The sequence below is a fragment of the Oceanobacillus sp. B139/18 genome (assembly GCF_055524595.1).
In genome coordinates this window covers 435097-448924 of the sequence record NZ_JBVFXI010000003.1, presented here as the reverse complement: position 1 = coordinate 448924, position 13828 = coordinate 435097, and the positions used below count along the sequence as shown (strand labels likewise).

General features: G+C 38.0%; 14 protein-coding genes. 13 read left to right on the top strand and 1 reads right to left on the bottom strand.

The annotated features are described in order from the left end of the window. Positions 1 to 73 precede the first annotated feature (73 nt). The 11 genes from ACZSMY_RS12515 (at position 74) to ACZSMY_RS12465 (ending at position 9144) form a co-directional block, all read left to right on the top strand. Complete coding sequence (locus ACZSMY_RS12515) at positions 74 to 334, top strand: hypothetical protein (RefSeq protein ID WP_465147831.1); 261 nt, start codon at positions 74 to 76, stop codon at positions 332 to 334. Positions 335 to 488: 154 nt separating this feature from the next. Further along, complete coding sequence (locus ACZSMY_RS12510) at positions 489 to 1502, top strand: LacI family DNA-binding transcriptional regulator (RefSeq protein WP_319022573.1); 1014 nt, start codon at positions 489 to 491, stop codon at positions 1500 to 1502. Positions 1503 to 1516: 14 nt separating this feature from the next. After that, entirely contained in the window at positions 1517 to 2074 is a 558-nt protein-coding gene (gene hxlB / locus ACZSMY_RS12505) for a 6-phospho-3-hexuloisomerase (protein WP_193064849.1), read from the top strand. 11 nt (positions 2075 to 2085) lie between these two features. Further along, positions 2086 to 2721, top strand: a complete 636-nt coding sequence (locus ACZSMY_RS12500; RefSeq protein ID WP_465147830.1) for a bifunctional 4-hydroxy-2-oxoglutarate aldolase/2-dehydro-3-deoxy-phosphogluconate aldolase — start codon at positions 2086 to 2088, stop codon at positions 2719 to 2721. Between the two features lie 138 nt (positions 2722 to 2859). After that, positions 2860 to 3894: a TRAP transporter substrate-binding protein gene (locus ACZSMY_RS12495; protein ID WP_439957398.1), complete on the top strand. Its 1035-nt coding sequence runs from the start codon at positions 2860 to 2862 to the stop codon at positions 3892 to 3894. A 12-nt stretch (positions 3895 to 3906) separates the two neighbouring features. Next, the gene (locus ACZSMY_RS12490) at positions 3907 to 4392 is read left to right on the top strand and encodes a TRAP transporter small permease (protein WP_193064846.1); all 486 of its coding nucleotides are present in this window, start codon (positions 3907 to 3909) and stop codon (positions 4390 to 4392) included. Then, positions 4392 to 5678, top strand: coding sequence for a TRAP transporter large permease (locus ACZSMY_RS12485; protein ID WP_193064845.1), 1287 nt, complete (start codon positions 4392 to 4394; stop codon positions 5676 to 5678). The genes ACZSMY_RS12490 and ACZSMY_RS12485 overlap by 1 nt, the downstream gene beginning before the upstream one ends. A gap of 31 nt (positions 5679 to 5709) precedes the next feature. Then, positions 5710 to 6384, top strand: coding sequence for a ribose 5-phosphate isomerase A (gene rpiA / locus ACZSMY_RS12480; RefSeq protein ID WP_368900924.1), 675 nt, complete (start codon positions 5710 to 5712; stop codon positions 6382 to 6384). Between the two features lie 23 nt (positions 6385 to 6407). After that, positions 6408 to 7358, top strand: a complete 951-nt coding sequence (locus ACZSMY_RS12475; RefSeq protein WP_193064843.1) for a sugar kinase — start codon at positions 6408 to 6410, stop codon at positions 7356 to 7358. Positions 7359 to 7370: 12 nt separating this feature from the next. After that, on the top strand, positions 7371 to 7985 hold the full coding sequence (gene hxlA / locus ACZSMY_RS12470) for a 3-hexulose-6-phosphate synthase (RefSeq protein WP_368900923.1): 615 nt from the start codon (positions 7371 to 7373) through the stop codon (positions 7983 to 7985). 196 nt (positions 7986 to 8181) lie between these two features. Continuing rightward, positions 8182 to 9144, top strand: a complete 963-nt coding sequence (locus ACZSMY_RS12465; protein WP_042529929.1) for a Gfo/Idh/MocA family protein — start codon at positions 8182 to 8184, stop codon at positions 9142 to 9144. 170 nt (positions 9145 to 9314) lie between these two features. Here ACZSMY_RS12465 and ACZSMY_RS12460 read toward each other — a convergent pair whose 3' ends face one another. Continuing rightward, complete coding sequence (locus tag ACZSMY_RS12460; RefSeq protein ID WP_193064841.1) at positions 9315 to 9785, bottom strand: Hsp20/alpha crystallin family protein; 471 nt, start codon at positions 9783 to 9785, stop codon at positions 9315 to 9317. Between the two features lie 285 nt (positions 9786 to 10070). On the opposite strand from ACZSMY_RS12460, the gene ACZSMY_RS12455 reads away from it, so the two are divergent. After that, positions 10071 to 11978 (top strand): zinc ribbon domain-containing protein, encoded by a 1908-nt coding sequence (locus ACZSMY_RS12455; RefSeq protein ID WP_455725962.1) that lies wholly within the window; start codon positions 10071 to 10073, stop codon positions 11976 to 11978. 117 nt (positions 11979 to 12095) lie between these two features. After that, positions 12096 to 12995 (top strand): formyltetrahydrofolate deformylase, encoded by a 900-nt coding sequence (gene purU, locus ACZSMY_RS12450; protein WP_419880333.1) that lies wholly within the window; start codon positions 12096 to 12098, stop codon positions 12993 to 12995. The last annotated feature ends 833 nt before the right edge of the window (positions 12996 to 13828 follow it).

Here is a 13828-nt window from a genome sequence, read left to right as displayed (position 1 = left end):
AAAAAGCCTTCAATTATCACTTCCCTGGGTAGATGCATATCTTGGTAGGAAGCAATGGAAGGAGGGCAATGGAATGAATGAATTCAATGTACCTGCAGAAAATCAGCAGGGAATGTATCCATATAACTTTTATAACCCTGCCGGATTAAATAACCAATTCAATTATCAAGAAGTCAGAAGGCCATATCACCATCCAAGACCATTTTATGGAAATCCTGTATTTGGATTTGGCGTGCCATTTTTAGGAGGATTGGCGACAGGGTTACTGCTAGATGACATAGGAGGACCGCCGCCATATTATCCTTATCCGCCGTATGGGTATTATCCTTATTAGTAATATTATTTTTAAGAAAGGTAAGCAAAGTATTTTGTTGCTTGCCTTTTAGCATGGTAGCAATTAAAAAAAAGACTTGTAAAACGCTTTCTATTGATTTATACTACACCTAAATCGATTTACTAAACCGATTTATTAATTATGAGTTAAACAGGTGAAGCAGATGAAAACAATAACAATGGCAGATGTTGCTAAGCATGCAGGAGTGTCCAAAAGTACAATTTCTCAATATTTGAATGGTCGTTTCGATTATATGAGCAAAGAGACACGTATCAAAATTGAACAGTCTGTGAAGGATTTAGGTTATTACCCAAATATGGTGGCTCGCAGCCTAAAGCAGAAATCCTCAACGACCATAGGTGTTATTGTAGCAAATATTCTTCATGTATTTTCAACACAGGTAATACGAGCAATTGAGGATTTTTGTCATGACAAAGGATTCCATGTGATTGTATGCAATGCAGATGATCAACCTGAGAAAGAAAAAAAATATATTGAAATGCTAAAGGCTAAACAGGTGGATGGAATTATTGCTTTTCCTACTGGCGGTAATGTAGAGCTATATCAACAGCTTTTGGACGAGGAGTATCCATTAGTGTTTATGGACCGAATTGTAAAAGAATTGAAGGTAGATACGATACTTTTGGACAATGAGGAAGCGTCAAGACTAGCTGCCGATACTTTATTGGAGGGTGGTTATAAGCATATCGCAATGATAAGTCCGCCTTTACTTGAACAGGTAACACCAAGAGTGGAGCGTGTAAATGCTTTTCAAAAATTTATTCAGCAGAAAGGCAAAGACAGTCCAAAAATTTCTTTAATTACCGGGAAGATCAGTACGATATATGAAAAGCTAGATGCATTGTTTCAAAAGGACAAACATCCAGATGCTATTTTTGCCATTAATGATCGTGTGCTGCATGAGATACTCTCATTTTTAAATAAGAGAAATATGAGGATACCAGATGATGTAGCAATCATTAATGTGGATGATGTATCTTTCGCGGACTTCTATAATCCGCCACTTACAACAATTTCTCAGCCTGCTTTTGATATGGGAAAAAAAGCAGCTGAAAACTTATTTGAAGTCATTTTAAAAGAAAAAACTGATAAGCATTCGGAAACGGTGCGATTCAAGCCGATTCTAGTACGAAGAAAATCTTGTTAAGGAGGATACTCTATATGAAAGATATATTGGAAACAGTAGCTGGAGAGATGCAGGAAGTATTGTCACAGGTTGATGCAAATCAAACGGTAGAACTGGCGGAGAAAATTCAAAAAGCAAATCGAATATTTATTGGGGGAACAGGCAGGTCTGGTCTTGCGGGGAAAATGTTTGCAATGCGTTTGATGCACAGCGGCTATCCGGTATTTGTAGTAGGAGAAACAATTACACCAAGTCTGGAATCAGGCGACTTATTATTATTAATATCCGGTTCTGGCGGAACAGCATCTCTTTTACATTATGCGAAAAAAGCAAAAGAAATTGAAGCGTCCGTTGCATTGGTTACAACAAATCCACAATCAGCAATTGGCGAATACAGCAATTTGATTGTCTGTATTCCAGCCGCTACAAAAAAACGGTTAGAAGCAGAACCAAAAACCATTCAGCCGCTAGGAAGTCAGTTTGACCAGTCTGCGCATCTTGTCTTAGATAGTATGGTTGTTTACTTATTGAAGGCATATCCAGAAAATCGCAGTGAAGCAAGTCTGAATCAAAAACATACTAATTTAGAATAGGAGACTTTGAAATGACTATTATTGAAGGAATCAAAAAAGAGAAAGTGGTAGCTGTTATTCGCAAATCTAGTGAAAAAAATATTGTAGGAATTCTGGAAGCTTTGGCAGAAGGCGGAATTCATCATGTAGAAATTACTGCGGAAACAACAAATGTGAATGCGATTATTAAAAAAGCAGTCGCAAATGTAGATGAATCGATTAAAGTTGGTGCTGGTACTGTACTGGACCCAGAGACAGCGCGTTCTGTTATTTTAGCAGGAGCTGCGTTTGTTGTTGCGCCGACATGGAATCTAGAAACATTGCAGCTTTGTCAGCGCTATGGAATAGAACATATTCCAGGTGTATTAACACCTACTGAAATAACAACAGCATATGAGCATGGCGCCCGCATGGTAAAGGTATTCCCTGCTGATGCAGTAGGTCCAAAGTATATTAAAAATATCCGCGGTCCGCTTCCTCATGTAACAGCGATGGTAACGGGGGGAATTACCAAGGAAAATTTGAGAGAATATCTAGATAATGGCAGTGCAGCAGTAGGGCTTGGCAGTAATTTAGTGGATGCTTCAAAACTAAAAACAGAAACAGATTATAAAGAACTAACAGCTCGTGCAAAGGAATTTATAGAATTAGCAAGGAAGAATAGATAAATAGAAAAATAAATTGCAGAAACGAAGGGCATCATCTTGATAAGCGTTCGTTTCTGCAAGCAATTTTTTAATCCTTTAAGAAGACGTTCAAACGCACTTTAATGCGTCTTATTTTGCAATATATAAGGGAGGTTATAAATGATGAAATGTAATAAATACGCTTTCATTTTCATTATGTTTGCTGTATGCTGCCTTTTTTTAGCGGCGTGTGGGAATGATGAGTTCGAGGTTGAGGAAGACGGTACGCTGAAGATTATTGCAGCACACAACCAGACGTCACCAGATAATCCTTACCAAGCTGGACTTTTGAAATTTAAAGAAGTAGTAGAAGAAGAGTCAGACGGCAAGATAGAAGTGGAGGTTCATGCTGGAACGATTGGAACAGAGGAATCTGAACTGGTTGAAAAAATTCAGCTGGGGGCTGCTGATGTTGTCGTTGTGTCACCCGGGTTTATGACACAGACAGGCATTCGAGAGGTTGATTTATTCTCTGCTCCATACTTATTTACGGATTATGACCATTGGCTTCGTACGGTAGATGGAGAAGTAGGAGAAGAAATGGCACAAATTATAAATAAAAAATCGGATAACTCGTTTAAGCTTTTAGGTTATTGGTCAGCAGGGACAAGACATTACTATGGGAAAAAACCAGTTGAAACAGTGGAAGATATGAAAGGGTTATCATTTCGAACACAGACATCGGGAATAGTATCTGACTTCTGGACACAAGTGGGTGCTATTCCATCTGGTATCTCGTGGGGAGAATTATATCAAGGTTTACAGCAGGATGTGGTAGATTCTTCTGAAAACGCATACCCTTTCTTTGTACAGCAATCTCACCATACTACACCAAATGGAAAGTATATCAGTGAGACGGCGCATGATTATACAACACGTTTTCTTCTAATGAATGGAGAGAAGTTTGATAATTTAAGTGCAAATCAGCAGCAAATTATTTTAGATGCGGCAGAAGCTTCTGTCGAAACAGAACGTGAAGTGACATTAGAACAGGATGAAGATTATAAACAGCAGGCAATTGAAGATGGAGCTGAAGTGAATGAAGTAGATCGGAAGCCTTTTATTATTGCTGCTCAACCTATTTTAGATGAATTTGCAGAAGAAATTGAAGTAGAAAAAATGCTTGAGGAAATCCGCACTCTGGCAGAAGAGTAAGGGGGAAGTCATATGAAGAAATTTATACAAGCGTTGGAAAAAGTACAGATTATTATTGGAGTCCTTTTTCTATGTGTTTTCTTTTTTGTCATTGTTTTACAAATCTTGACTAGGCATTTAGGTATATCAATTATTTGGACGGAAGAAGCAGCAAATTATTCCTTTATTTGGGCAGTATTTATGGGGGCTGCTGTTATGGTTAATCGCCGGGAGCATTTTAATTTTGATTACCTGCAGCGAAAATTTCAAGGGAAAAAAAGAATTTATTTAAGTCTTTTTAACGATAGTGTTTTAATTATCTTTAATGTTTGTGTCTTTTTATTAGGTTTACAAGTGGTTAACGAGTTTTGGAATTATACATGGTCAACCTTGCCAGATATGAAAATGGGTTATATTTGGATTGCCATACCAATCATGGCAGGTACGATGCTGATTTATACACTGTCACATATGATACAACATGTACAGAAACTAAATGCAAAGGAGGTCCATGGATAATGGGATTTCTACTTGTTGGTTTATTTTTACTGTTAATGCTTATCGGTGTACCAATAGCTTTTGTAATTGGAATTGTTGCTCTCATTGGTATTTTGAGTATTCCTTATACACCAGAAGCAACGGTAGCTATGTCGATGGTGAATGGTCTTGATTCGTTCGTATTATTAGCTGTTCCATTATTTATTTTGGCAGCAAATTTAATGAATTCAGGGAAAATTTCTGAAAAGCTGATTGACTTTGCATTAGCAATCGTTGGACCGATTCGCGGTGGTTTGGCACATGCAAATATTCTTGTATCGATGATGTTTGCAGGCGTATCTGGCGCATCTCAGGCAGATACAGCAGGTGTGGGTAAAATTCTTATTCCCAGCATGCTTCGTAAAGGTTATGATAAAGAGACCTCTGTAGGCGTTACTGCTGCATCTTCCACGGTAGGAGTAGTCATACCTCCGAGTATTCCTATGATTATTTTTGCAGGACTGACAAATGCTTCAGTTGGTGCTTTGTTTCTGGGAGGAATTATACCGGGAATTTTAATTGGCTTAGGTATGATGATTTTAATTTACGTGATAGCTGTTAAACGGAACTATCCTAGAGATAAACGCGTTGAAATGAAAAAACTGCTTAAGTTATTTTTTGATGCATTTCCAGCTTTGTTGACACCTGTTATCATTATTGGAGGTATTATATCTGGTTTTTTTACTGCTACAGAAGCTGCAGCAGTAGCATCTATATATACAGCAATCGTATGTATGTTCTATTATAAAACATTAAAAATAAAAGATTTTCCAAAGATTTTATTCGATACTTTAGCGCTTAGTTCTTTATCTTTATTTGCACTTGCAGCTGCCAGTGCGCTTGGAGAGTTGATGAGCTATTACCAGCTGGGAACAGCAGCACAGGAGTTTTTCGATAATAATATTGGTGCAAGCTGGTTATTTATCCTTGTTATTATTGCATTTTTCTTGTTTATAGGAACATTCATGGATGCGATTCCAGCGATGATTTTGTTTGTACCTATTATATTGCCTACTGCTTTAGAATTTGGAATAGATCCGGTGCATCTAGGGTTAATTGTAATTATTACACTTGCGATTGGCTTAATTACACCTCCATATGGGCTCTGTTTATTACTTGCAGCAAAGATAGGAAATATGTCGATAGAACGATCTTTTGTAGCGGTAATTCCATATATTGCAATTATCTTAATCGTTCTCTTATTTGTTGCTTTATTCCCGGATATTACATTCTATATTCCTAAATTAATCAACCCTGCTTTATTTTAAAGGAAGACTTTAAAAGAAAGGAAGTTTGAAAATGGAAACATCAGATAAACAGTATGCTGCAGAGAATGCAGCCGAAAGAGTAAAAGATGGAATGATACTTGGAATAGGGTCTGGTTCAACGGTAAATTATATGTTAAAAAAACTTGCTAAGCGAATAGAAGAAGAAGGAATTCAGGTAAAAGGTATTCCTTCTTCTAAAAAGTCGGAGAAATTAGCAATTGAACTTGGAATTCCATTGACAAATTTTGCTGAGAATGGTCATATAGACCTTGCTATTGATGGAGCAGATGAGGTAGATAAGCAACTTCATCTGTCTAAAGGAGGCGGAGGTTCACTTTTTCGCGAAAAGATGGTAGATAATATTGCGGATTATTTTATTGTTATTGCAGAAGCAGATAAACTGGTTAAAAGATTAGGAGCATTTCCTTTACCTGTAGAAGTAGTGCCCTTTGGCTGGGAACTAACTGAGAAAAGGCTCCAAAAACTAGGATGCCAAACAACTTTGCGCTATCGGAATGAAAAGCAATTTGTTTCAGATAACGGCAATTATATTATTGACTGTCAATTCGAAAAGATTGATGCGCCAGAAAAAGTGCATAAGGAAATAAAATCGCTGCTTGGTGTAGTAGAAACAGGAATATTTGCAAATATGGCGGATGAAGTGATTATTTCAGAAAATGGAAAATTACGATCAATTAAACGATAGAAATGAATTTTGGAGGGAATAGAATGAAAGATATTATTACGATGGGAGAGGCAATGATTGTTTTTAATCCAGATGCGACAGGCCCGATGAAATTTGTAAATGGATTTAAAAAGCATATTGGAGGCGCGGAGCTTAACGTTGTGGTCGGCTGTTCCAGGCTTGGTCTAAATACAGGATATATCAGTCGATTGGGAAATGATGAGTTTGGTAAGACCATCCTTACCTTTGCAAGAGGCGAAGGAATTGATGTAAAAGAAGTGAAATTGGTAGACGATTATCCTACTTCATTAAATTTTAAAGAAATTATGGAGGACGGCAGTGTAAAAGTCTTTTTTTACCGTGATAAGTCACCTACATCAACAATGAAACCAGAAGGATTAAATGAGTCATATATTAAAAATACACGTATACTGCATTTGACAGGTATTTTCCCAGCAATTGGCGGAAACAATTTAGAAGTCATGATGGAATCCATTCGTCTTGCCAAAAAGCATGGTGTGAAAATTTCTTTTGACCCCAATATCCGTCTTAAGATGTGGACAAAAGAAGAGGCAAGAAAAGTATTATTAACTATTCTTCCACATGTGGATATTTTGCTTACTGGGGAAGACGAAATGGATATTATTATTGGGGAGAGTGAACCAGAAGCAATTATTGAGAAAACAAAGGAATTTAATATTCCAACTATTATAATTAAACGCGGTGAGCTTGGCTCAGTTGGTTACCATCAAGGAAAGACAATAAAAGCGGATCCTGTGAAAGCTTCTAAAGTTGTGGATACAGTCGGTGCGGGGGATGGATTTGATGCTGGATTTCTTTATGGTTTTTTAAATGGCTGGAATTTAGAGCGCAGTCTGCACTTTGCTAATACTATCGGTTCCATAGTTGTTAGTATTGCTGGAGATAACGAGGGACTTCCATACTATGAAGATGTTCAAGAGAAACTGGGAGAAGTAGAACGTATTGAACGTTAAGGAGGACAGACAGTGAGACTACAATTAGCATTGGATAGATTATCAAAGGATAGATGTATTCAACTGGCAGAGGATACTGAAGAATATGTTGATATTATTGAAATTGGTACAGGGATTATTAAAGAATATGGTATGTCCATTATCCGTGAAATGCGTGAGCTTTTTCCATATAAAATAATTCTGGCAGATATGAAAACCTGTGATGCAGCAAAACATGAAGTGAAACAAGCCCTGGAAGCAGGGGCAGATATAACGACAGTGATGGCTTTTTCAGCTGATGCATCCATTAGAGAGGCACTGAAGGAAGCTGATAAACGAGGCGGACAAATAATGATTGATTTACTTGGAATTCAATCCAAACAACGTGTAGAAGAATTAGCTTCATTAGGGGCAGAACTGGTAAGTCTTCATGTGGGGAAAGATCAGCAAAGTAATGGGGCTTTTCATAAAGATTTATTCAAATTAACAGAAGAAACAGGCTTAGCAGTAGCTGTTGCTGGCGGGATTAACGAGGATTTAATGCCAGACATTGTGGCAAACCATCCTGATATTATTATTATTGGCAGCACGATAACTGGGCAAGAAAACCCAAAGAAAATAGCAGGTAAATTAAAAACTTTTATGTAAAATATTTTACCGAGAATAACACAGGTTGCAGAAACTTGTGTTATTCTATTAATTAAGCAATATTCTGCCGATTTTTCTTAGACGGAAAAGGCTGCTATTTTTTAAATTCGAATGATTTTTAGTATAATGTAAAAAATAGCTCGGATTACAAATATTGAAGTGAAAAGTTATTAAACCACAGGAAAGGTTGGTTAGTATGAAATTAGGCACAATTGGATCAGGTAAGATTGTTCAGGAGATGCTGCGGGCAATAGAACCGGTTGAAGAAGTAAACTGTGTTGCTGCATATTCCAGAAAACAAGAAACAGCGGATGGATTAGCCGACGAGTTTCAAATCCCGAAAACTTATACATCTTTGGAAGAATTTTTTGCTGATGAAGAGATGGATACCGTATATATTGCTTCCCCTAATCAACTGCATAAACAGCAGGCGCTTCAAGCGATAGAAAATAAAAAGCATGTTATTTGTGAAAAGCCGTTCACCCCGACGGCCAAGGAAGCGAAGGAACTGAAGGAGGCAGCGATACAAAATCAAGTGTTTGTTTTTGAAGCGATTCCTACTTTGTTTTTACCTAACTTTCTAGAGCTGTCCAAGCATATTGAACGATTAGGACCTATCCGGCTGATTCAATGTAATTACAGCCAATACTCCAGCCGCTATGATCAATTAAAAGCTGGAGAGGTGACCAATATGTTTAATCCTGCATTTGCAGGCGGTGCATTGGCGGATATCAATATCTATAATCTCCATTTTGTATTGCGTTTATTTGGCAAGCCGGAAGAGGTTACTTATAAAGCGAATTTGTATGAAAATGGCATAGATACTTCCGGTATCGCTTTACTTTCCTATCCAGGTTTTCAAGCAAGCTGTGTTGGATCGAAGGACACCACTGGTGAAAATTTTGTCTCGATTCAGGGAGAAGAAGGCTATATGTATATCAAGCCTGGCGCAAATGGTGCAAGAAATGTCAAAATCACGATTGATGGAAAAACAAAGGACATCTCTGTAAAACAGGACCGGGCAAGACTTTCCTATGAATTTATTCATATCAATAAAATTATCAAAAATCATGATGAGAAAGTATTTGAGGAATTAATCGATCATACGATTGCAGCCGCTGAAGTGTTAGAGGATGCACGGAGTCAGGTCGGATTATAAAACGGAACTTCATTTAATGGGAGCTTTTTGCTTTTTTTCATGATAAAAGAATAAAAAAATCGCTGTATGAAAACTGTCATACGGCGATTTTTATTGGAGAATTAATTCGCAGAATTCAGGCTTGCTGCGAATTTGCCTGCAGGCCGTTGTATAGCTTTATCAGCTGCTTATTAGTCTTCAATATCTATTATATGGGGAGATATGGATTGATTTGGGATTTTTATGATTAAAATTCCATTCTCAAGGGTTGCCGTGATGCTTTTTTTTGGTATATTAAAAGGGAGTGTAATAATGCGTTCTTTCCGCTCGGTGGATTTTTTATTTACGTTTTCTTTTTCTGTCTGTACGGATAGGCTTTCGTCCTTATTTAATATTATTTTTATTTGATTTCCTATGATTTCAATTTGAATATCCTGCCGGCGGTATCCAGGAACTTCTGCTTTTACATAAACGTGATTTTTTTCCTCTATTATTTCTGCGGGAAAATCATTAAGTATCTGGCCCTGGAATGATTTAAAAGAACGGGAAAATAGATTATCCATTCGATCGACGAACTCTTGAAAGGGGGCAAAATCAATATTCCAATTTTCAGGGAAAACTTTTTTCTTATCAGAACGAGAATCATGCTTATCGGGATCCATCAAAAAACCTCCTAACGATAACTTTTGGTTATTTCTTACACGAGGCGGGAGCTGTATCTATTATGGAATCAGCCTATGGTTGTGACGTGATAAGAATATTGTATGCAGGCAGTGCAGAAGCTGTGCGCATATGACATATAAGAAAAGAGTGCAGAAAATAATGTTGTAATTTTCTGTTTCCTGTACATAGGCATTGTTAAAAAACGAGAGGAAGCGTTTGTTTTTCCATTATATATAAGGAAAAGCAATGGGCGTGCATGCTACGAAAAAGAGGGAGAGAAAAGATTGACTAAATTTTGTAAAGAATGTGGAAAGCCAATTGGGGACGGAGCGCAATTTTGTAAGCATTGCGGAACAAAGGTAAGCAGCGAGGTGCCGAAGCATAAAGCCATAGCGTCAGAAACGGAAAAAGAAGCTGCAGAGAAAAAAGCACCGGTAGAGCAAGCTGGCAAGGAAGAAAATCAGACACGAAGCGAGCAGCAGACGCGGCAGGTGAATAAAGAAAAGAAGCCAATGACAAAAAAGAAAAAGATATTGACAGGAATACTTGGCGTTATTGCATTATGTGTCATTGGTTTAGGTATTTGGGGAAATATGTATTATTCCGAGGAAAACACGGCAAATCGTTTTGCAAGTGCGATGGCTGAGGGAGATACTGAAACGATTCAAAAGGTGATGACAGTGGACGGCAAGGAGCTTTCTGCTGAGGAGGCCAATGCTGTGGCTGCGATGAGGGAAGAGGAGGAATTCGCTTTTATCAGTGACGGGGATTCCGAAGTGCTATTTGAAGAACTTCCTGTTTTTGATATGGAAGAATCCAATGAAAAAGCATTCTTGTTTTTCACGCAATATGATGTAGCAGCCGAGCCGCAGTATGTTACTGTCTATTCTAATGTAGAAGGGGTGACAACAACATTTAATGGCGGCGGGTTTGAAGAGGCTGATGCGTCTTCGGATTATATTGAATATGGTCCATTAGCTCCCGGTATTTATGAAGCGGCAAGCAGTTTTGAAACAGATTACGGAGAAGCTGCAAAAAGTCAGAACATACGGTTAATGGATACGTATAACAGCTATGAGTCGGAACTAGAGGTGGGGGAAGTCACTTTTTATGAAATGTTCGAGAGTGATTTACCATATAACTCGATGGAATGGATGATTAATGAAGAACCCCTTGAAACGAATACAGATAGTGGTTATGTGACAGCCGGACCGCTTTTACTTGACGGTTCCATGGAATTGACTGGTGTTGTCAAAACAGATTGGGGAGATATTGAAATTGAACCAATTGCGATTACAGATAGGGAACACGATGTGTATATTACCGAGTTATTCACTGATGGGGCAGAAGAAGAAATCAAAGAAGTCATCACAAACTTTAGTGAAAATTATGTAGAAGCAACAGCCCAGCTGGATGCATCCGTGATTGAAAATATTTCAGATGAATTAAGTGAAACGTTAGAGGATGAACTTTTTACGTATTTTAATGATAATGGATTCAGCGGCAGATTGGATGAAATCGGGATTGCCTTTGAGGATTCGGAATATGTAGAGGGTGATTCATCAGACAACCCGGAATTCGAACTTCCTGTTCAGCTGAATATGACAGGAACCTATGATCCAGATTCAGAGTATGAAGAAATAAATATAGAGACCATTTTTACTATTCAATACGGTACAGATGGCGGTAAATGGGATATTCAAGATTTCACAGAAGCTTTTTACCCGAGAGATATCAATTATGAGTTTTTTGAAGCATCTGGCGAGGAATATGAAGGTGTTGTTTTAGAGGACGAAGATGAAGCCGACGAAAATAGTGATGAGAATGGCAATTCGGAGGATGAGGAACTTACAGAAATAGAAGCAGTAGTTGAAAATTATGTTGATAATTTAATCTGGGCTATTAATACTGGTGACTATAGCATAGTAGAAGATTATATTGCTACTGGCAGTGAATTAGATACGATGCAGCAAGACTTAGTGGAACGCTTATATGATAGTGGATTAACACAAGAAATCGTATCAATGTCTGTAGAAGATGTGGAAGAGATTGATTCAGAAACATGGGAAGTAACAACAAGTGAAACAATTGAATTGATGTATGCAAGCGATGAGACAGAAACAGAAGATTATCAGTGGACGTATACGGTGGAGTTAACAGCTGACGGATATCAGCTGACGAATTTAGAATAACCGTTACAGCCAGAGGGGAACCTTTGGCTGTATCTTTCTGATAAAACACTTGACCAGACGCCCACTTTTCCGATAATCTATAGTTTACGAATATAAATAAAGCGAGGAAATTAGACAGTGAATATGTATACAGATAAACGGACAGATTTTTATAAAGACCGTTATGAAAATAGAGCAAGATTAATGATTAAATGTCCAGATCAGCCGGGAATTGTGTCTGCAATCTCTACATTTTTATGGAACCAGCAGGCAAATATTGTCACATCTAATCAATATACCCAAGATCCAAAAGGCGGCGAATTCTTTATGCGCCTTGATTTTGAATACCAGACCGGGACAGACGTGGAAAAACTGAAGCAGGAATTTCAGGAGATTGCCGATCGTTTTCAAATGGACTGGCGGCTAAGTCTCGTTCATGAGTTGAAAAATATCGCGATTTTTGTTTCAAAAGAGTCGCATTGTTTACTAGAGCTGTTATGGGAATGGCAAAGCGGCGATTTAATGGCAAATATTCCAGTGGTTATCAGCAATCATGAAAATTCCCGTAAAATGGTAGAAGCATTAGGGATTGATTTTTATCATCTGCCTGTTACAAAAGAAACCAAACCGGAGATAGAAGCGAAGCAAAAGGAAATCTTAGAGGATTACGATATTGATTTGATTGTATTGGCACGCTACATGCAAATTCTTTCCCCGACATTTGTGGAAGTATTTAAAGATAGAATCATTAATATCCATCACTCTTTCCTGCCGGCATTTATCGGAGCAAAACCGTATGAACGTGCCTTTGAACGAGGGGTAAAAATGATTGGTGCAACTTCGCATTATGTAACCAACGATTTAGATGAAGGACCAATTATTGAACAAGGAACAGAGCCAGTCAGCCATGAGCATAATGTGGAGGACTTAAAAAAGATTGGACAATCCATTGAGCGCAGGGTATTGGCGCAGGCTGTTAAATGGCATTTAGAAGATCGAATTATTGTGCACGGAAATAAAACCATTGTATTTGAATAAAGCGAAAAGGGAATGCTGCAGATTGTTTTTGCGGCGCTCCCTTTTTTATTATACTCCCTTTTTGGAATAGGTGATGGTGCATAGCTCCGCTCCGGCCAACCACTCCGCTTTCCGACGTACAAATGTTTTCGATGGGACGAGTAATCGCAGTCCCAGGACGTACTAGTGCAGACGTTGCAACAACTCTTTTCGATGGGGTGAGTAATCGCAACCCCAGGACGTTGCGGTCTTAGTCTGCCATGGGGACGGCTTCAGCTAACTTGAAAAGAAAACCGCTTTTCAAGTGGATCTTCAGCTCGCCCTGTTCCCATAGGAGTCTACGTGGTCGGCCTGCGCTCTGATAGGATTCTGCAGCGAATGAAAGGAATAACATTTTGATGAGTTGGACGAAATAACAGCTTTCGCCTGAACAACCAATCCAGGCAGCATGGAAATGAAGTTACTTTTTAATGTGTGAAAGTTGAGTTTATTAGTCAATGATTTTTCTGATTTTTTATTTTAGAAAGCGAAATGATATTAAATATTAATCTGATACCAAAACCTAACAGGATGATGAAAAATGAGATAAACAAGAGAGAAGACGAGCTTGTATCAGCAGCTTGATTACGTATGAAAAGAAGGTAAACCAATCCCGCTAATGCTGTGATTGTCAGGATCGTATTGATGCATAAAGAAATAATTAAAAATCTTCTGTTTTTATTATTCACAATACCCCCCCTCGTATTACGGATGGTTTCTAAATATGGAAACGTCCAATCAAATGAAGCATTCCATAGATTGAATCTTCATTAATCCGGGATTTCTTGTATCCAACATATGCCCTAATCACAAAA